The organism is Stenomitos frigidus ULC18 (genome assembly GCF_003003795.1).
GTDB lineage: Bacteria > Cyanobacteriota > Cyanobacteriia > Leptolyngbyales > Leptolyngbyaceae > Stenomitos > Stenomitos frigidus_A.
The window spans coordinates 93055-113038 of the sequence record NZ_PVWK01000062.1; the positions used below are offsets into that span (position 1 = coordinate 93055).

Consider the following 19984-nt stretch of genomic DNA (forward strand, 5'->3'; position numbering starts at 1 on the left):
ATAGCCATAGGGCTTTCTGCTGGAAAAAACAATGTAATTTACCCCTTAAGCTAGAGTTCTGTGGTTGCTCGCGTAGTCATCCGCAATAAGTTTCCTGCTTTGAAAGAGTTACACATAAAGCTTCTAGAACCTGCGGAACCTCTGCCTGGAGCCCAACGAGCCAGCGGAGACACGTTACAAACTGGCTCGCTTAACGATCGTTATCCTTGCGGTAGAGATTTAAAGGTTTGGTGAAGGGTACTATAGAGTACTGTTTTTCATTCTGTAGTGCGTACTACCATTTACCGAATCATTCATGCCAATTTTTGGACTTGTGTGGGTTGCATCTTGGGTAAACTGCTTTTTCTCGTCTAGCCAAGACCTGCTGCGACCGCCTGCTTACTTAGCAAACGCTTTACCGCTTCAGGCTGTCCTGAAAGTCAGCGGCTCTCAGGAGCCAATCTTTTCTGCTAGTCACGATCGCTTGAGTATGGCGCTCCCTTCAACGCAGACGCGCTCGATCGGACAAGCAGCACTGCTCCAACCAACCCCAGCCCTTTCGCTCTTGCTACCGTTTGCCGATGCGCCTGTACCGTCGCTGGGTGTTCTGAGCGCATTCAAAAGCCTATTTTCTGGCTTTCAGAAATTTACAACAGGCCATAGTGAGCCTCCAGTTGTAGTGGTACCCGTTACCTCAAAGCAAATCGCTCAGTCAAACCTGGCGCATACAGGTACATCAGGATTAGGGTTTGGTCAATGTTTACCGATCGCCCAACCCGACCAGTCTTCAGCCAGTCGCTTGAAAGGCAAAGCGGCTCAAACGCCTAGCCTTTTTCAAGTCAAAGTGAAAAATCATGTGGTTGGTGCAGCTCCTAAACGTCGGGAGGCCATGCAACTGGCACACCGCCTGGAGCAAGCGCTAAAAGCCACCAAGCCTCAGTGGAATCAGCTTCAACCAGGCCTTGTCAATGGGGTTCCGGCTGGAAAGTTGGGCGATCGCGTCTTATTTACCATTGACCCACAGGTTGAAGCTCAGTGGGATTGCACCCCTGAAAGTTTGGCGATCCAGTGGATCAACGATTTGCGAACCGCCGTGGCACAAGCCCCACTCTCGCTGGCTGACGCGCAGGCGAAAATGTATGGGCTGCAAGCAACCGGGCAATACATTGAGGGTTTAGCGTCCTGGTATGGCCCCTATTTTCATGGGCGGCAAACCGCCACTGGGGAAATGTTCAACCAGAACGATTTTACGGCTGCGCATCCGTCGCTGCCCTTTGACACCTATCTCAAGGTCACTAACCTGGAAAATGGCAAAGCGGTGATTGTGCGAGTCAACGATCGGGGGCCTTATTTTGAGGATCGGACGCTCGATTTATCCCGTGAAGCCGCACGCTGCCTGGGCAGTGAAACATCGGGAGTCGTAACGGTAGAAGCCGAAATCATGCAGCCTGAGAAATCAGCCACTGCGTCGAATCAAACGATCGCCCAACGGCTATAGCACGACACCCATCGGCAAAATCAGGTGGCGATGAGCATCGACGATGAGCTGTCCTTCCCCTCGAAGTTGCCCCAGCAACCGTGTGACAGTCACCCGTGTGGTGCCGATCGCGCTGGCTAAGTGCTGGTGGGTCAGACGAATGCTAATGCGAGTACCTTCAGCCACTGGTTGACCCACTTCCATTTGCAGGAGCAACAGCAACTGACGCAGCCGATCCTCAACTCGCCGATAGCCCGCCATTGCCAGCATTGCCTCTGTTTGGCGGAGCCGACGCACCGTGTGACGACCAATCTCTTGCGCCAGAGTCGGAGATTGGTCAATTTCTGCCATCGTCAGTCCCATTAAGTCAACATCCGACAACGCTGTTGCTTGATACGGATAAATCAACGTTAATGGCAATCCAAAGGGCATGGAGGGGCCAGCAAGCCCCAACAGCGCTTCATCGCCGCTTTGGTACAGAGTGCTGAGTTGTACGACCCCACGGCAAACGACCCAAACGACCTGTGGATTCATGGGAATGGTTTGTCCTGCCCGAAACGAGCTTAGATCCCGCCCGTGATAGAGTTCTTCCAGAAATTGACGCAGATCCGGTTGGGTAACTTCTCTAGAGGCGTAGGATTGCAGCATAGAGCCTTTGTGTGTGATGGAGATTACAACAACACTAGAACCTCTATTTCAAGGGAAGTTAATTAAAAGGTTGCCTTCAGGTTAAGTTTTGGTGCAGGTTTGAGACGACAAGAAGGCAAAGAGCAGAGGGCAGAAAAGTTGTTGGTTGCTGGTTGTGAGACGAGAGGCAGTACACGCCTAAGCGCCTTAAACGTAATCAAACAGAACAGTTGTCATGTAGTGATGGGCCCAATCGTTGCCAAAGGCTTTTTCGAGCACACGGCGGGTTTTATCGTTTTGCTGTTGTTTGACGCAGTAGTAGCGCTGCCCTGCGAGAATGTCGTCCTGTTGTTCTGGCGTTGATGGTGTCGCGATCGCCTGTAAGCAGTGAATCGTCAACATTGACTTGACGCGATCGATGAACTGAGTTTCTTCTTGTGCGTTACCAGGACGAATGAATAAACAAAACTCAGAAAAAATATCGCCCCAGGGTGGCAGTTCACGCGGTTGCGAAAATTGGCTAGTGGGTAAGGCTTTCAGGTCTTTCTGGTATGGATTCGGTAAATGGTGATCAGGGCTAGTGGGCGAAAGATCTGCGATCGCAGCGCTAATCTGTCCCCGACCGCCGACCAAATCTGTGCCAAACATCGGCAGCGCATAGTCTGAGCGTGGAAACATAACGCAATGCAGAATATCGAGGTTTGTGCCCACTTTCGCTAGTTCCAGGTGCAGCTTACGAAACTGGGGGGTTTGATAGCAGTGGTTCTCGATCGTCAGCTTTTCGCCTTCCAGCCGCCCTTCAACATAGCCCAGTTCTGCTGGCAGCGGATAGGGTGAGAGATCCAGGTGTCGCTGCCAAACCGATTCAATATCGTCGGCCAGTTGGCGAATCGCAGGGTGCAGTTGGGTGCGGAGCGAAGAAGAGGAGGAAGACATAAGGAGGATTAAGAGGAATGTAAAAGCGGAGGGCGTCGATCGTGATCGGCCCTGTAGCCATCCTATGGCAGTTGTGTACCCTGTTGCGGACTGGATACCACGACACTGATTCGGTTCCACACTGTATTCGGTTTCACATTACAGTCAGGCTTACCATGCAGACCGTGAGGAACCCATTCAAAACGAAGGTGCGCTTTTGCACTTAGTCCACCACTTAAGCAGCCCGCTACTTAGGGACGACTGCCGATCGCCCATTGCCACTTCACAAACGATGTTTTACGCAGCCACGCGATGAGCAGCCCAGCCACAATCAACAGTGAGACGATTACCGCAAACATGAATAACGGTTCGCGGCGTGGAATCGTCGCAGCCGTCGGCAAATTTGGTTCGGCAACGAGCTGAATAGGCGGGTAGGAACCAAAAATATTGCCTTTATCTACCTGTAGCCCCGCTAAGGTGGAAGAAAAAACGGCTTGAGCGATTTGGACGTCCCGATTGAGGGCTTCTAGCGTGGAACTGCGCTGCGATAAGACACTGAGCCGCAGTTCTAGTTGCGCTAGCTGGCGATCGAGTTCCTGAACGCGTGCTGTCGTGCCACGCTGCTCGACTTCATTGGTCACAATATCCTTAAAGAGGATCTCGCGTGGGCTACTGCCTTGAGTTTCACCACCTGTATTGAGGCGAGCGATCGCGGCTAGATCAGTCGGATGCCCTAAAATAACCTCACCACGGCTTTGGAGGGCGCTTTCAGTCGCTGCTTGTCGGGTGGTTGCCTGCACAACCACGGGGTGGTTAGGGCCAAATTTTGACGACACATCCGCCAATTTAGCCGTTGCTTCACTGTAGGCACGCAAATATTCTTGAAAGAGGGGGTCAGCACGCAAGGTAAAGGCTTCTGTTGCCAATTGGGAAGACAGCTTGAGGCTGCTTGATAGGTGCTGCGTCCGTATTGTGGCATCGCGCTGTTGGGCGATCGCTTCGACCCGTTGCCGCCGGAGCGCCTCGATATTGGTGGCAAGCTGATCAATCTGCTCGTTGGACGCCAGACCAGAGCGAACTTTATAGTCAGAAAGGCGAAGTTGCGCGGTTTCCAGTTTCTTGCGCACAATACCTAACGAGTTTTCAAAACCTGTATCCACTTCAGCAGACTGTTGCAACCGCAATAGGGTCAACCGTTCCTGGAACGCTTCATATAATGCCTGAGCCTTTTTCTGTGCTTCTTCTGGCGTAGAACCCGGCACACTAAAGTTCATCAGGGCAGTACCTTTCACACCCTCTACCGAGGGAAGGCCAAACTGCGAGGTCGTCATGCCCAGCTTTTGAGCCGCCGATCGGCGTACCTCATCAGTGGTCGCAATCAGTTTGTAGCTGGCTTTTACATCTTCACGGGTCGCGTTTAGCGGCGTGTCTGGAGACTCGGTCTTGACCGTTGGCTCAGGGGGTTGCCCTTTAGTGCGAATAACTTGTTCTGGCAGAATAACAGAATAGAGGCTGGTGTAGAGGCGTGGTGAGTCTTTGAGCAGGTAGAGCACTAAACTCCACACAGCAGCATTCAGTGCTGCCGCTAGAGCCAAGTACCGCAGTCCGCGTCCCCGATCTAGGGTTGACAGCGATGCAGACGGGGAAATTTGAGGAAACTCATTCATCCCGAAACAACCTGTGAATTAAGAAGAACGGACTTGCAATATCGGTGATTAAACGGAAGATGCTGGCGAGATTCGTCACAGTTGAATCGTAGCAAACTACCCCATCTTGCGGCATCAAGAAAGGATTTTCGGCATCGTTATCAGACTGCTTAAGCAAGCGCTCGATTGGGCGTTCAACCACGGTGGTTTTGCCCGTTAGCCGATCGGTCTGCACCAGCACAGCGCGTCGTCGAGCATTCGTTCGCTGCGTACCACCCGCGCAACCAGCCGCGATCACAGCCTGTGAAAAACGAGTGCCATAGGCAAACGTGACCACCTGCCCCCCCTTACTCGCATTGGGCGTATTTGGAGCCGTCTGGTTAGACAAAAACACAGTAATATCCGTCGGCGTTAACTGAGACGGGCGCACCAACTCATTTTGGCTGTAGGTCAGCGTTGGCACAATCACCTGATCTCCAGCGATCAGCGGCACATCAGGCACCGCTTTGCCTGTGAGTACGCCAGAAAGATCAAATGTCTTTTCTTGCTTGCCGCGCAGCAGCCGAATGCGTTGCAGATCCGCAGTCGGCTTTAAGCCACCAGCCCCGCGAATGGCGGCACTCAAGTAGCGATCGGGCGAGTAGCTGCCAGTTACAACGTCTGTCGCAAGGGGCGTTTGTCCCTCCTGCATCTGTCTCTTCTCTGTGATCGCATTAATTAACACCCGACCGGGACGAAACGTTTCTCCCGCAACCGTCACTTGTACAGGTGCCCAGGAGACGACATTGACACTCAACTCAAGCGATTCGGGACGAAAAAAGCCCTTGTTGACTAACGCTTCGGCCAACTTTTTTTGCACATCAGACACTTCTAAACCAACTGCAGGCTGCGGTTCCAGAAATGGAATTTGCAGCGTTCCATCGACATTCACTTCATACAGCCCACTTAACCGAAAGCGGCTGTCAGACGGCAATTCGTCGTCCATTGGTGTCAACACTCGCACACGATCGCCCGGCGACAGCGGCAGCGCATAGCCTGGAAGGACAGTTACCGTCGCGATCGTAAACGCCGTCAAGATTGAAATAGTCGATTGGTAAATGCGCATTGAATAAGGAATAAGAGGGGAAAAGAGTTTTGAGTTCTGACTTCTGGCTCCTGACTTCTGGCTCCTGTCTTCTCTAACAACTCATCACTAACAACCAAAAACTAAATATTGATACTATTCGGAATCCGTGACGGTAACAAATACGGATAATCGACCCCGTACTCGGCGAGTCGCTGTTGATTGCGAGCTTTAATTTTGAGTTCGATCGCGGCTAAATCAGACTGAAATTGTGCCAACGTTTGGCGATCGCCCGCCTCCACAAACTGTATTAACTCCGAGCTGCCCAGTGTCCCCCAGCGGATGCCGCTCAACGCAAACGAGAGCTCCATTTGGGCTAAGTCTTGGTCGGCGTTTGGCAGCAGTTGCTGCAACGAGGTGGCGGTATCAGGACGGCTGTAAAGTGCTAAAGGAGCGTTGGGCGTATAGCCAACATAGTCGAACTGGCTGAAATTGACCGCTGCATGCTGCGGTCCACACGTAAAAATTACCTGAGTCGCAATATTAGTTAATTGTTGCAAACTGGTCAAGGAGCCGACTTGAGCTTCTGCCCCTGCTGCTGGTGGAAAGTTGGGCACGCGAGGATCGGTTGGCAGCGGGTCAGGATTGAGCCTGGTGTGCTGGAGCCACTCTGACGGTAACCAGGTAGGCACTTGCGGAAACTCGGTTGACGGGCGAGAGTCTAGCGGCGCACCCAATTCTGCTGCCCAGGCCTGCAAGTAAGGGTCTCGCTGCACTGACTGATCATCTGGATAATAGCGTTGCAGGTAGCGGGTGACATAGCGCGCGATCGCCTCCCACAGCAACAGTGCATCGTCCCGGTAGGGAAACTCTGGTAGCACATCTGGCTCAATGCCGCGCTGATGAATGATCGTAGGCAGCGCGTAGTCCTGAAATGATCGCTCCCGGTAGGCCTGGTTAATGATTGCCAGCGAGGCCGCACGAGTGGGCGCCATTAAATTGTCAATGGCAGCCCCTTCGCCCAGCAGAATTGTATTACCACGCGTATTGATTGCCAGCAGGAAACGAAAATGGGGACGCAGCAGACGGTAGACCGGGTGTGTCGCAGGCAGTTGACGGGGAGTGGCGATCGCAAACGCTTCCATCGTCAGGTGTGTGTCACACAGATGCACAATTAATTCGTGATACGTAACATCGGCGGTTTGCACAAACAGCTTTGCCTGCATCCAGCGATCGGTATCCGCTTGAGTTGGCGTCACCAATCTGCCAGGCTCCACCTGAATCAGCACGGGCTCCAGGCCTGTATCGGCACGGTAGAAGACCGCGATCGGGCTACCGACATAGCGGCCACTCTGTAAATTAGCCGGAGTGAGCTGCTGCAAAAGCGGATAGTCCGCCACAAAAAGGCGACGTTCTGCGGCTGCCTGGGCTAAATCGACTGCATCACTGTTTGACGATACCTGACCTGTCTGCTCATGCTCTGCCCGGAGGCGTTCTGACCATACTTGCAGCAACGCCTGATCAGTCTGCTGAATTTGTCGGATTGCCATCGGGTTTTGTCCTGCCAGACGCTGACGAGCAAACTCACGATCGCTCAGCCCTCCGTGACGCTCATGAATGCAGCTGACTACAGGGCGAGAACGCCCAAAGTCTTCTAGTACCTGATAGAAGTGCGATCGGCGATCGGTAGTATCGGGGTGAAACCTTGCAGCGGTTTTCGCTGCCAGCAGCACTGTCGCCATTGCCCGTCGTTCTCGCACAAACTCAGCATCAAACTGCTCGTTGGGCGGTAGGTTGGCGTTAAACCAACCTGATTGCAGGATTTTGAAATCAACCAACAGCGTCGCAAACTGCGACCACGCCTGATCAAGCGTTTGGTTCATCTGCTCAAGCTGGCGGAGCAGCAAACTCCAGGGTTCCGATACTTGCCCTTGCGCCAGCAAATTGTGGCGGCGTTGGCTCAAGATGTAGCGCAAAACCCCATCTTCGCCAGCATAGGGAAAAATACGGGCCGGTCCACGCTGATCAAGGGACGTGGGGTCATAGCGGTAGTGCCCCTGCTGCTGGGTAGGAGAAACATGGAATCCCATAAGCTGCTCCGATAGTAGATGACTCGTTGAGAAGACGACTCGTTAAAAAAGCGATCGCGATCACGACGCATCATAGCAAGTAGATGTCTGTAGAAGGCATATACCAGTACACAAAGGCGGCGGCAGGGGACGCCACTCAAAATGCAAAATGCCCCTATCTTATCTCCTCTGCTCCTGCTTCCTTTGCTCCCCCTGCTTCCTTTGCTCCCCCTGCTTGCTGCTTGCTCCCTCTGTTCCCCCTCCGCGCCCTCCTACTGTGCAGCCAAAGTCGCTTCTCGCAGCTGGCTACCAGGGTTCAAGTCCTGCATTGCCAATGCTTCGGCTCGAACGCGTTGTTTGTCGGTATACTCACGTATTTTTACCTGAGCTGTGGCGTGGGTAGGCGTATCCGCAGAAATTTTCTGGAGTGTCTCAAGCGCTTTGTCGAAGGCTTTTGTCTCTGCCTGGTTGTAAGCAACCTGGAGATAGCTAACTGCCTGAATTTTCTGCTTTTCGCCATACTCACGGAGCTTTTCTTGCGCTTTAGCATGTACAGACGTGCCTTCGGGGATTTGTTTCAGCGCCACGATCGCGCCTGCAAAATCTTTAACGATCGCTCGACCATAGGCATCGCGCAACAATTGAGCCGCTGCTGCCTCTGCCTGACTGGCTGATTGCTCTACCAGAGGCTTCACCTGTGCCTGCCAGTAGTTATTTTGCGGTAAGCCCTGTGCTTCCTGTAAGACGGCCAACCCATTCCCTTGCTTAAAGGCTGCTTTTGCGGCTTGAGACTTGCGCTCAGCCGTTTGCCAATCAGTTTGCCAGTTGGTGATTGCCTCGCGTGCCGGGGCATAGGCAGGGCTCTCTTTGGGAATCGCCTCTGCTAAAGACACCGCTTTTTGGAGCTGACCTGCCTGGTACTGCTGGGTTGCTGCTGCCAGGGCTTGTTGATCCGGGTCAGCGGCACCAAAGAGCGTACGATCGATTAAGTGTGGTAGAGCATAGCCGCAGACCGCTGCTGCCATGACAGCACCAATGCCAACACCAATTTGCACAGCCGGACTAAAGCGCTGTTCCGCGATCGGTTCTTGTTGTGGCGTCTCAGGTAGTACTACTGGCTGAGAGGTTTCCTGCAGAGGGCTGTCAGGGCTCAGAGCAGGCGCGATCGGCTCCGGCTCTGTCGAACTCAGCGGCAAATTGAGTGGCACTGCTTGAGTTAGCTGCTGTAAGGCTTGCAGGGCTTCCCTCGCAGACGGATAGCGTTGCGTATGGTCAGTGCGCACCATCCGGCTGAGCACCGCCACCAACCCATGCCGCAGTGTAGAGGCTGCCGCCTGACCAAAGGGGTGCCAAAGAACCTCTCCAGTGCGAGCATCGGACTCCAATTGTAGGGGAGGGACGCCCGTCAACGCTTGAATACCGATCATACCGACAGCATAGACATCGCTGGCAAGGCATGGTAGACCCTGTATTTGCTCAGGGGGCTGATACCCCTGTGTATCGGGCACCAATGATAAGGCCGCCAGCCTATTTATCGTCATCAGAGACAAATGAATATCACGCACTGTACCGAAGTTTGTGAGAATGAGTTTGCCATCCTGCAAGCGCCGGATCAGATTATCTGGCCGCACATCGCCGTGCCGACAGCTGTCTCCATGTACCACTGCCAGGGTTTCTAAACAGTCGAGCAGCAATTGCACTACTTGTTCCTCTTCCCAAGGTTGTGGCGTCATTACCAAACTCAGGGGCGTACCATCGACAAATTCCTGCACCAGATGAAAACCTTGTTCATCCTCAAAACAGGCTAACAGGCGAGGAATTTGCTCATGTTCTCCCAGCCGTTCCAGCGTGAACGCTTCGCGCACAAAGAGCTGCCTCAAGGCAGCTTGGTAATCAGAGCCATAAGCAGCGGGTTTCACGTGCTGAATAACGCACTCTGGCTGGCTAGGGCGACGAGTATCTTGTGCCAGGTAGGTTTGTCCCCAAGGGCCAGTTGCTAAAATCTGGATAACTTGATAACGCCCATCCAGCAGTCGATCGAGTCCTGAATAACTGACCTTAGCATGAGTCAATACGTCCGACATAGCAAGAATAAATGGTGAAAGGAATAATAAATAGAGGGTTACGAGCTGAGTGCATGACGCTAACAGTCACGGCCGAGAAGAGACGGTCGAAAACGTAACAGACATGCCGCGTAAAAACACCCTTGGCTTCTCAAAGAGCAACATCCGTTTCCGCGATACACCGTTCTTGAAGGGAGCTTGGAGCATTTAAAGCTTAGAGGACTTAAATCCATGTATACGTGCTTTCACAGAACAATCCGGAACTTTCAGGAGAATTGTCTGGAAACGCATGATGTTTGAGAGGGGCTTTCCTCGCGTGGTTCTCTCACAGCACGATCTCCTTGATTAAAGCTTTAGCCAACGTGCCGATCGCGGCATTTCAGCTTACTATTAAAGCCGTTAAAGCTCCGGTTTCTTTCGCATGACTGATGCTTCTCCATCAACATCGGTACCTGTCGTTCCGCCGACTCCCCCGGATGTCGACCTTACGCAACAGGTGCGTTTTCGCAGTGAAGGGGGCAAACTGCTGTTACTTTTGCCACCCGAAGGGGATGATGACCAGTCCAACACGTCCTTTCGCTGGACTGAAGTTTGGCAGCAATTGAAACAGCGGCTAGATGCAGGCGAACGCTTCTGGCAGTCTGAAACAACTGTGCACTTAATCGCTCGCGATCGCCTGTTAGACGGACGACAACTCCAAACGATCGCGGATGCCCTTACCGAAGCCCAACTTCAGCTCAAACGGGTTTACACGAGCCGCCGCCAAACTGCCGTCGCTGCTGCGACCGCTGGCTACTCCGTTGAGCAGCAAGCCTCGATTTCGCATCTAAATCAGCCGACGCAAGAAATTGCGCAGGCTATGGCAGAACCGCTGTATTTAGAAACCACGCTGCGATCGGGGGCTGACATTCATCACAACGGTACAGTCATCATTCTGGGCGATGTCAACGCAGGTAGCGCGGTTGTCGCAGAAGGCGACATCTTAGTCTGGGGGCGTCTGCGCGGCGTTGCCCATGCTGGCTCCAAAGGCAATGCTCGCTGCCTGATTATGGCCATGCAAATGGAGCCAACCCAGCTTCGCATTGCCGACTTTGTCGCCAGACCCCCTGAAACGCCCCCAATTCAGTACCATCCTGAAGTGGCCTATGTCACACCTCAGGCCACCATTCGCATTGCTAGAGCTGCTGACTTTCATCGAGGCGGTAAGGATCAGGAGTGAGTTTTGCCTTGAGTGAGCAGTCAGCGATAAGTTTTCTTCTACAAGCTGAAAACGCTTTGAGGAGATTCCTAGTCAACCAAAGATCCGTAGGAGCAGGTTTGATACAAGCTTAACGGCTAGAGAAAAAGACTCTAGCAAAAACTGCCCCCACCCAACAGTAAATTTTCTTGAGCATCTCCTTCGTCGTCAGGGGCCTCTGCCTTATGCCTCCTTCAAAAATCCCCTCTTTTAGCTTCTCTGCAAGGCTTTTTCTGATACTGTGATCAAAATGTAGTGTACGGAGTATAAGCATAGTTAGTTTCGGTATAGTTAGGACACTTTAGAATCTAAGCAGTCCCAACATTGAAAGATGGAACTTTAGCCTCTTAGCATTTCAGTTAGGCAGTCAAGCAAGGTCTCAGAATCAAATCTGAGTCCATAGTCTTTGGAGTACATGGTCTAAAGGCTATCGTTCAACCTCATCTAGCATTCAGTTTGTTGTCCCCCTCGTTATTTACCGCCGATTTCATGAGTCGCATTATTGTTGTTACATCTGGCAAGGGAGGCGTGGGTAAAACTACTACCACCGCCAACCTGAGCATGACGCTAGCGCGGCGAGGTCGTAAGGTTGCTGTAGTGGATGCCGATTTTGGTCTTCGCAACCTGGATTTACTCCTGGGCTTAGAAAATCGCGTTGTCTATACTGCCATTGATGTTTTGTCGGGTCAGTGCCGTTTAGAGCAGGCACTTGTGAAAGATAAGCGACAGCCTAATTTAGTCTTGCTACCAGCGGCACAAAACCGGACTAAAGATGCCGTTAACCCTGACCAGATGAAGCAACTGGTGACGACGCTGGCACAAACCTATGAATATGTGTTTGTTGATTGTCCTGCAGGTATTGAGATGGGGTTTCAGAATGCGATCGCCGCTGCGAAAGAAGCCATCATTGTGACCACGCCAGAAATCGCTGCTGTGCGTGACGCCGATCGCGTCGTTGGGTTGCTCGAAGCCAGTAACATCAAGAAAATTCAGCTAGTCGTCAACCGTATCCGCCCTGCGATGGTGCAAGCAAACGACATGATGACAGTTGAGGATGTGCAAGAAATTCTGGCGATTCCTCTCATTGGTGTGGTGCCTGACGATGAGCGGGTCATTGTCTCCACCAATAAAGGTGAGCCATTGGTGCTGTCAGAAACGCCGTCTCTTGCAGGGAGTGCCTTCAACAATATTGCTCGAAGGCTCGAAGGCGAAAAAGTCGAGTTTCTCGATTTGACCGTTAACAATGACAGCTTCTTTGACAAGCTCCGCAAAGTTTTGAATAAGAAGATTTTTTAGTAGAAGTGAGAGGTGGGAGGTGAGAGGTGAGAGGGGTCAGAATCAACTCAAAGCTTAGAACTCAAAACTTTTCCTTCCTCATCCTTAATCCCTCCTCTCGTTCTTCCAACTCAAAACTTTTCCTTACCCCTCACTCCTTACTCCTCACCTCCCTACCCCCTTGCTCCATGTTGATTGAACTTCTTGAACGCCTGTTTGCTCGTCCCGGTGACAACAGCCGCAACCAAGTGAAAAACCGTCTGAAGCTGGTTTTGGCGCACGATCGCACCGATATTCCGCCTCAAGCGCTAGAAGCGATGCGAAAGGAAATTCTTGAAGTGGTCTCTCGCTATGTGGAGCTTGATACGGAAGGCATGGAGTTTGCGCTCGAAAACAGCGATCGTACGACTGCACTGATTGCCAATTTGCCCATTCGTCGCGTTCGGCCCACACCTGAGCCACTGCCAACTCAGCTAGTTGAGCTGACCAAAACTGAAACTACGACCACAGAATCCATCGCTTTAGAGTAGGGTCATCGCAGTGCAATGCCCCTACTCCCTACTCTCCACTCCCTTTTCCCGTGATCACTGGCAAAACTAAGCTATTAGGTGTCATCGGTGCACCGATCGCTCATTCTCTGTCGCCCATCATGCATAATGCGGCGATCGCTCATCTTGGTTTAGACTACGTTTATCTACCGTTTTTGGTGCAACCAGAGCACCTTCAGCAAGCGATCGATGGCTTTGCTGCTATTGGCTTGCAGGGCTTTAATATCACTATTCCCCACAAGCAAGCGATCGTCCCTTTGCTGACGGAGGTAACGCCGACCGCTCAGGCGATTGGTGCTGTTAACACTGTATGGCGTACGGAAAACGGCTGGAGTGGCACCAACACCGATGTCGCTGGTTTCCTAAAGCCACTCCAAGACGAACCGCGCGATTGGAGCCAGACGACAGCCGTTATTTTAGGCAACGGTGGTGCGGCCAGAGCAGTCGTCGCAGGCTGTGCGCAACTGGGCTGTGCTGCTATTCAGGTGGTCGGGCGCGATGCTCACAAGCTAGACGCCTTTCTGCACAGTTGGGTTGGCTCCTCTCTTGGCGTCAATCTACAAGTTCACACCTGGACGCATTTGCGGAACCTTTTGCCTCACGCTGGGTTGCTCGTTAATACAACACCGATTGGTATGTCGCCTCACATCGAACGATCGCCACTCAGCCCAGAAGAGGCTGACCTTCTGGTGCCCACGCTCATCGCCTACGACCTGATCTATACCCCCAATCCCACCGTTTTTCTGCAACAGGCAACCGATCGGGGCGCGATCGCGATCGACGGCTTAGAAATGCTGGTGCAGCAAGGTGCTGCCGCCTTAGAAATCTGGCTACAGCAGCATGTTCCAGTCGATGTCATGCGGCGATCGCTCCAACAGCACCTGGGTTTAGGCTCATAGTCTCCTCAAAAGCCCTTCAATCCCGCATCGCCAACGCCTGTAAACATAATCCACGACAGGAAAAAGTCGGAAATAATAATCGCAAGGATGCTCGTGACCACAGAGGTCGTGGTCGATTGACCAACGCCCTTTGCACCGCCGCTGGTCGTTAAACCCCAGCTACAGCCGATGATCGCGATCAACGCACCGAAGATCACCCCCTTAATGGGCCCTGCGCAGATATCCCACACGCTCATCAGGTCGTGGGCAGACGAGAGAAACACACTGGTGGGCATATCGTACATTTGGCTGGCAATGAGTACACCGCCAGCCATACCCGTAAAAAAAGAGAGGATGGCTAATCCCGGTAGCATCATAATGCAGGCAACCACGCGTGGCACCACCAGGTAATCGACCGGATCGGTTTTCAACATGTAAAGGGCATCAATTTGCTCAGAAACCCGCATGGTACCGAGTTCTGCTGCAAAGGCAGAACCCACACGTCCTGCAACGACAACAGCGGTCAAAATGGGCGAGAGTTCACGGGAGAGCGCGATCGCCAAAATCCCCCCCACAGCCGACCCTGCTCCTAAGCGCAGGAATTCTCGCGACACTTGAATAGTAAAGACCATGCCAATAAAGGCAGCCGTGATCAAAACAATAGACAGCGATTGCGGACCCACAATTTTCATTTGTTCAATCGTGTTGCGGCGATCGATTTTACCTGTCAGCACATGATAGACGACCCGTCCACCCAGCAACACCGCTGCTTTCAGCCGTTGGTTCCATGCTTCCCAAGACGAGAGCGTGTCATTCATCGGAAACACCAGTAAAAATTATCTGAATCATACTCTCTACCCGCTTCCAGTGAGACGAGTGAGGAAAGACACTCAACTCACTACTACTACAGCCTCTTACCACAGCACAGAAGGAAGCGGCTGCTGGCTGCTGATATAGGTTTGATAGCCATTGTTATAGCCGTTAGTGTAAGCTCGCTGTTCGGCATTATTGACCAAGCCTAGAAGAGTAATACCCCGATTTGTATCTTGTGGAAAATTGGATTGAGCATCGTTGTAACCGTCGTTGTAGCCTTGTTGCCTGACTTGAGCAAGCTGCTGAGGAGGAAGAGTCGGCGCGGGTGTTGGTGACGGCTGCCGTTGATAGCCATTGTTATAAGCGGTGGTGTAAATGCGGATTTCAGTGGGATCTGTTAGCCCTAGGGCTGTAATGCCCTGGCCTGGGTTAGCATCAAAACCAGACTGTGCAGTACTCAAGCCATCCTGGCGACCGCGCCGCTGTAGTTCAGCTTTACGATCGGGTGAAATTGATCCTGTCGGTGGCGGTGGCGGCGAAATTGTGGTCACTGAATCGTAACCACGATAATATTCTTGCCGATAGATTTGTTGGTCGGCGGCTGAAAAGCCTAACTGCGGGAGCCATCGATCGGGATTACGCGGATCGCTTATGGTCGCGTCTCCATAACCATCGCTATAGCCTCTCGACGCGGGTGTTTCACCGGCTGCTAAACGCTGAGATGTCGCTGTTGGTGCAGTCGTTTTTTGAGCCGTGTTGAAGCTCGCACTTCGCGGCGAGTTCCCAGCGGGTGAGGTGGCGATCGGAGTACTGCAACCAGAGACGAGGCAGAGCGCAAACGAGAGAACGGCAATCCTGATCAACATTAGTTCCTTTGATGGGTCATTTAAGCAGCCCAACCCTGGAGCGAAAGGGAGCGCACTACCTAAAGTGGCGGCACTGTTAGTTCCAAAGTCTCAGAATCGACAATCAAATCAAGATTGCAAATCCTTTAATGCTTATATATTCCACTAAGCAAGCATTTTTTGAACGAAAATTTTGCGGTTTGCACGATCGCTCAGCACCAAAAAGCCTAAAACGAATGATCGCACGTCAATGCAATAGATTTGGAGCCGCTTGTTTCACCAGATCAAAAAGGCCATCCGCAATAAACTGAACGGCGATCGCCAGCATAAAAAAGCCCAGCACTCGATTAAGCGCACCTAATCCATGGCTGCCAGCCCGTTTTGCTAACGGCTCTCCCAAAATGAGACAGAGATACAACATCAAACCCAGCAGCACAATGCCAAAAAGACAACCGATGTAGTCACCCATCTCAGTTGTGCGTTCGGACATGCCAATGACTACCCCGATCGCACCAGGCCCACTAATCAGGGGAAGGGCGTATGACTCCACTAATCACCATGTCTATACAGGCAAAGCCTTGTCGCTACACTACACGCTTTTTACGTCCAATCGTAAACAACCTCTCCGCTCGCAACCTTCTCGTGAATCAGTTCCCGGACTAAATCCAGCTCTTCCGCGCTGACCTTGCCATTGGACCAAATGATGGCTTTGATCGTTTGCATTTCCTGAGCGGTCAATTTACCATCTGCGATCGCTCGTTCGATCGTACTTCTCAGCTTTTCCAGGTGTTTAGCATCGTCAAGTGGGTGTGCGGGCTTGTTGGAGTATTCAGTTTCCATGTGCAGTTCCTCCTAAGACAGGGAGCGTGAGGCATTGATCGTGATCATAAACGTCCTGTCTTCATACTGGTATACCGTTTTCAGCAAGGTTTCAGGCATTTCCGCTATCAGCGGTTAGCTATCAGCTATCAGCCATCAGCTATCAGCGGTCAGCTATCAGCGGTCAGTTATCAGCGGTCAGCGGTCAGTGGTCAGCAACCGACTATAAAACAGAGCTGTCCGCTGCTCGTACCTCCCGCCTCCTGTCTCCTGCCTTCTCTCCACAATCCGTACCACAGACGACATCATTGTGCCCACTCTACAGATAATGATGGAACATCTACATCGCTTTATTGCCGGCTAAGCTCCCATGACTATCTCTCCCTCGATCGCACCCAATAGCACTCAACCCGTGCTTCATCCGCTTGAACCGCTGACACCCGAGGAAGTGCAAACAGCTGTGGCAATTGTGCGATCGGAACGTCATCTGAGCCAGCAGTTTCGCTTCCCGACGGTCACTTTGAACGAGCCACCAAAAAGCGTTGTACTCAGCTTCAAGCCGGGTGATTCTGTGCCGCGTGAAGTGTTTCTGGTGCTGTTGGACAACGAAACAGGCAAAACGTATGAGGCGATCGTGGATCTCAACCAGAAAACTGTTCGCTCCTGGCAGCACATCCCAGACGTACAGCCAAATATTATGGCGGATGAGTTGGCAGAATGTGAGATCGCCGTTAAAGCCCATCCAGAGTTTCAGGCTGCCCTGGCAAAACGGGGCATTACCAATCTGTCGTTAGTGGTCATCGATCCCTGGGCGATCGGTCACTTTGGGTTTGCCGACGAAATGGGTCAGCGGCTATCACGCTGCATCTGTTATCTCCGGGCAGTGGCAAATGGTAACTTTTACTCATGTCCGATCGATGGTTTAGTGCCCGTCGTCGACCTGAATAAAATGCAGGTTCTACGCATTGACGATCTGGGCATAATGCCTGTACCCCCTGATCCGGGCGAATATGCCCCTGCCTTTATCCCCAAATGGCGTGATGACATCAAACCTTTGAACATCACGCAGCCTGAGGGCGCTAGCTTTGAGGTCAATGGACACCATATTCGCTGGCAGAAGTGGCAGATGCGGCTTGGGTTTACGCCACGTGAAGGTCTGGTGCTCTATACCGTGAGCTACGACGATGACGGCAACGTGCGCCCGATTATGTACCGGGCATCGATGGCAGAGATGGTGGTGCCCTATGGCGATCCCCGCCCCCAGCACTACCGCAAAAATGCCTTTGATCTGGGCGAACATGGTGTGGGCTTGCTGGCAAACTCACTCAAGCTGGGCTGCGATTGCCTGGGCGAAATTTATTATTTTGACGCCGTCCTTACGGACAGTCGCGGTGAGGTTGCCATTACCGAAAATGCCGTTTGCTTGCACGAAGAAGATTACGGCATGTTGTGGAAGCATACCGACTGGCGCTTGGATGCGGTCGAAGTTCGACGATCGCGCCGCTTAGTCCTGTCCTTTATTGCCACGGTTGATAACTATGAGTACGGCTTTTTCTGGTACTTTTACCAGGACGGCACCATTCAATACGAAATCAAGCTCACGGGCATTTTGCTCTGTGGTGCGCTCGGTGACAACGCCAAATACGGCACGATCGTCGCTCCAGAACTCAACGCCCTCAACCATCAGCACTTTTTCAACATGCGGCTGGATATGGACATTGACGGTCAGCCCAACTCTGTTTACGAAGTGAATACCCACGCCGAACCAATGGGAGAAAGCAATCCCTATGGGAACGCCTTCTATGCTGAATCAACGCTATTAGCCACCGAGCAAGCGGCTCAACGCATTGTTGATCCCCTGGCTGGACGCTATTGGAAAGTCGTCAATCCAAATGTCCACAACCGTCTGGGTCAACCCGTCGGTTACAAGCTGATTCCGGGCGATACCATTCTGCCGTTTGCCCATCCCGAATCGCCGATTCTTAAGCGGGCAGGCTTTATGACCAAGCATTTGTGGGTTACACCGTATCATGCCGATGAGCGCTATCCCGCTGGTAAATACCCCAACCAGCACCCCGGTGGTGAAGGGTTGCCGAAATGGACGCAAGCCGACCGTGCGATCGACAATACTGATGTCGTCGTCTGGTACACGTTCGGACACCATCACATCCCTCGCCCAGAAGATTGGCCTGTAATGCCCACTGCCTACAGCGGTTTCACCTTAAAGCCGATCGGCTTTTTTGCTGCCAGCCCTGCTCTGGATGTGCCACCAAGTCAACCCAAAACGGGGCATTGCCACAGCTGACTATTTGTAGGAGCTTTACCTGTAACGTCATTGCTGATAGTAAATCGGCGATCGTGCGGTTGAGAGTGAGGGCGCGATCTTTGATTCTGGGAGCGTTGAAAGCTGTCGCCCACCATCACGCGGCAGCAAAAATTCAACAAACCGCTGAATGGCTCTTAAGTACGATTGTGCTCCCGGTTGATAAAGCCTAACGTGCTCAGCACCAGCGATAAAAAAGAGTTGTTTGGGAGGAGGAGCAGCAGCATACAGCCGTTGGCTCATTTCAGGCGGAATTACGGAATCAGCCGTTCCATGCAAAAACAAAATAGGAATGCGGAGCGATCGCACTTTAGAGAGCGAATCAAAGCGTTCTGTTAGCAGCCAATTCACAGGAAAGAAACGCAAAAACTGCCTACGCTCAACGACCTCAGACATTGATGTGAAGGAACTTTGCATAATTAACCCTTCTGCTTCAGGGTGCCTCACAGCCAGATCTAACGCGATCGCGCCTCCTAAAGACTCGCCATACAGCAAAATTTGCTCAGGCGGTAGATGACGGATCTCGCGAAGGTAAGACCAGGCAGCCTGACTGTCCTCATAAACTTGAGGCTCGGAAGGGAACAATCCTTCACTACGGCCATACCCCCGGTAGTCAACAACGAATACAGAAAAGCCGAGTTGGTGAAAGGCGGCAACTCTCGCAAGGTAGTTATAATCGCCCATGTTGCGGCCAACGCCACAGAAATACAGCATGACGTTTGGAGCAGACAGCACATTCGCTGGTTCACCAGGGATCACAGCATAGCGATCGTGCTTAGAGGGTGAGGGTATCCACCAACCGTGTAGTCGGTCATGAGAGCCCGCGATCGGTATCCAGACATCCTCATACGGCAAGTTAAAAGCTGTTGCATTGGGCAGCATCGCCAGTTCAGGCTTCGGGCGATAGAGCAGGTAGCGTTGCCCCAAAAAGAGCAAAATACAGGTTGAGATGTAAGCGATCGTAACTGAGCTAACCACAAACAACAGTTGTTTCCGTCCGTAAAACCGACTGTTTCTGCTACTAATCATTGCGATCGTTCTGACGCCTAACCACTGTAACCCTCAATGTACTGTAACCTTCCATGCAAAAAGCGCTCCCTCATATGAGGGAGCGCTTTTCAATCAATCAATCAGACTTTCAAGCAGCCAGTACTAACCGTTGATGGAGGGAGCGGAGAGAGCAACCGGAGCCGCTTCACCAGCTGCCAAGTCCAAGGGGAAGTTATGAGCATTGCGCTCGTGCATCACTTCCATACCCAGGTTCGCACGGTTCAAGATGTCTGCCCAGGTGCCCACGACACGACCCTGTGAGTCGATGATGGATTGGTTAAAGTTGAACCCGTTCAGGTTGAACGCCATCGTGCTGATGCCCAAAGCGGTGAACCAAATGCCAATCACTGGCCAGGC

The 19984-nt window shown here is 52.3% G+C and carries 17 protein-coding genes and 1 pseudogene; 6 read left to right on the top strand and 12 right to left on the bottom strand.

Going from position 1 to position 19984, the window contains the following annotated elements; all coding sequences use genetic code 11:
- Positions 1-295: 295 nt before the first annotated feature.
- Positions 296-1477: a septal ring lytic transglycosylase RlpA family protein gene (locus tag C7B82_RS11600; RefSeq protein WP_106256443.1), complete on the top strand. Its 1182-nt coding sequence runs from the start codon at positions 296-298 to the stop codon at positions 1475-1477.
- Here the strand turns inward: C7B82_RS11600 and C7B82_RS11605 are convergent.
- From C7B82_RS11605 to C7B82_RS11630, 6 genes are all read right to left on the bottom strand, one after another.
- Positions 1472-2104 carry a Crp/Fnr family transcriptional regulator gene (locus tag C7B82_RS11605; RefSeq protein WP_106256444.1) on the bottom strand — a complete coding sequence of 211 codons (633 nt, stop codon included), beginning with the start codon at positions 2102-2104 and terminating at the stop codon, positions 1472-1474. The two genes, C7B82_RS11600 and C7B82_RS11605, sit on opposite strands and share 6 nt — an antisense overlap.
- Positions 2105-2290: 186 nt before the next feature.
- Positions 2291-3019 carry a phycocyanobilin:ferredoxin oxidoreductase gene (locus C7B82_RS11610; protein WP_106256445.1) on the bottom strand — a complete coding sequence of 243 codons (729 nt, stop codon included), beginning with the start codon at positions 3017-3019 and terminating at the stop codon, positions 2291-2293.
- A 230-nt stretch (positions 3020-3249) separates the two neighbouring features.
- Positions 3250-4665, bottom strand: a complete 1416-nt coding sequence (locus C7B82_RS11615; protein ID WP_106256446.1) for a GumC family protein — start codon at positions 4663-4665, stop codon at positions 3250-3252.
- Positions 4658-5749 carry a polysaccharide biosynthesis/export family protein gene (locus C7B82_RS11620; RefSeq protein ID WP_106256447.1) on the bottom strand — a complete coding sequence of 364 codons (1092 nt, stop codon included), beginning with the start codon at positions 5747-5749 and terminating at the stop codon, positions 4658-4660. The genes C7B82_RS11615 and C7B82_RS11620 overlap by 8 nt, the downstream gene beginning before the upstream one ends.
- Before the next feature lie 101 nt (positions 5750-5850).
- Positions 5851-7797 carry a lipoxygenase family protein gene (locus tag C7B82_RS11625; RefSeq protein WP_106256448.1) on the bottom strand — a complete coding sequence of 649 codons (1947 nt, stop codon included), beginning with the start codon at positions 7795-7797 and terminating at the stop codon, positions 5851-5853.
- Between the two features lie 251 nt (positions 7798-8048).
- Positions 8049-9860, bottom strand: coding sequence for a serine/threonine-protein kinase (locus tag C7B82_RS11630; RefSeq protein WP_106256449.1), 1812 nt, complete (start codon positions 9858-9860; stop codon positions 8049-8051).
- Positions 9861-10260: 400 nt separating this feature from the next.
- On the opposite strand from C7B82_RS11630, the gene minC reads away from it, so the two are divergent.
- The 4 genes from minC to C7B82_RS11655 all read left to right on the top strand — a co-directional run bounded on the left by minC (position 10261) and on the right by C7B82_RS11655 (position 13798).
- On the top strand, positions 10261-11058 hold the full coding sequence (gene minC / locus C7B82_RS11635; protein ID WP_106256450.1) for a septum site-determining protein MinC: 798 nt from the start codon (positions 10261-10263) through the stop codon (positions 11056-11058).
- Positions 11059-11565: 507 nt separating this feature from the next.
- Positions 11566-12372 (top strand): septum site-determining protein MinD, encoded by an 807-nt coding sequence (gene minD, locus C7B82_RS11645; protein WP_106256452.1) that lies wholly within the window; start codon positions 11566-11568, stop codon positions 12370-12372.
- A gap of 167 nt (positions 12373-12539) precedes the next feature.
- Positions 12540-12881, top strand: coding sequence for a cell division topological specificity factor MinE (minE, locus tag C7B82_RS11650; RefSeq protein ID WP_106256453.1), 342 nt, complete (start codon positions 12540-12542; stop codon positions 12879-12881).
- Between the two features lie 50 nt (positions 12882-12931).
- Positions 12932-13798, top strand: coding sequence for a shikimate dehydrogenase (locus C7B82_RS11655; protein WP_106256454.1), 867 nt, complete (start codon positions 12932-12934; stop codon positions 13796-13798).
- A gap of 5 nt (positions 13799-13803) precedes the next feature.
- Here C7B82_RS11655 and C7B82_RS11660 read toward each other — a convergent pair whose 3' ends face one another.
- The 4 genes from C7B82_RS11660 to C7B82_RS11675 form a co-directional block, all read right to left on the bottom strand.
- A complete protein-coding gene (locus C7B82_RS11660) occupies positions 13804-14595 on the bottom strand; it encodes an MlaE family lipid ABC transporter permease subunit (RefSeq protein ID WP_106256455.1) in 792 nt (263 codons plus the stop codon).
- 96 nt (positions 14596-14691) lie between these two features.
- Positions 14692-15456, bottom strand: coding sequence for a hypothetical protein (locus tag C7B82_RS11665; RefSeq protein WP_106256456.1), 765 nt, complete (start codon positions 15454-15456; stop codon positions 14692-14694).
- 226 nt (positions 15457-15682) lie between these two features.
- Entirely contained in the window at positions 15683-15985 is a 303-nt protein-coding gene (locus C7B82_RS11670; RefSeq protein WP_106256457.1) for a MarC family protein, read from the bottom strand.
- Positions 15986-16035: 50 nt separating this feature from the next.
- Positions 16036-16275 (bottom strand): tellurite resistance TerB family protein, encoded by a 240-nt coding sequence (locus C7B82_RS11675; RefSeq protein WP_106256458.1) that lies wholly within the window; start codon positions 16273-16275, stop codon positions 16036-16038.
- A gap of 349 nt (positions 16276-16624) precedes the next feature.
- Between C7B82_RS11675 and C7B82_RS11685 the strand changes: the two genes are divergently transcribed.
- Entirely contained in the window at positions 16625-18559 is a 1935-nt protein-coding gene (locus C7B82_RS11685) for a primary-amine oxidase (RefSeq protein WP_106256459.1), read from the top strand.
- 27 nt (positions 18560-18586) lie between these two features.
- Here the strand turns inward: C7B82_RS11685 and C7B82_RS11690 are convergent, their stop codons facing one another.
- Together C7B82_RS11690 and C7B82_RS11695 are read right to left on the bottom strand one after the other, a co-directional pair.
- Entirely contained in the window at positions 18587-19606 is a 1020-nt protein-coding gene (locus C7B82_RS11690) for an alpha/beta hydrolase (protein ID WP_106256460.1), read from the bottom strand.
- Positions 19607-19729: 123 nt separating this feature from the next.
- Positions 19730-19984, bottom strand: a pseudogene (locus C7B82_RS11695) (photosystem II q(b) protein); the annotation flags it as partial.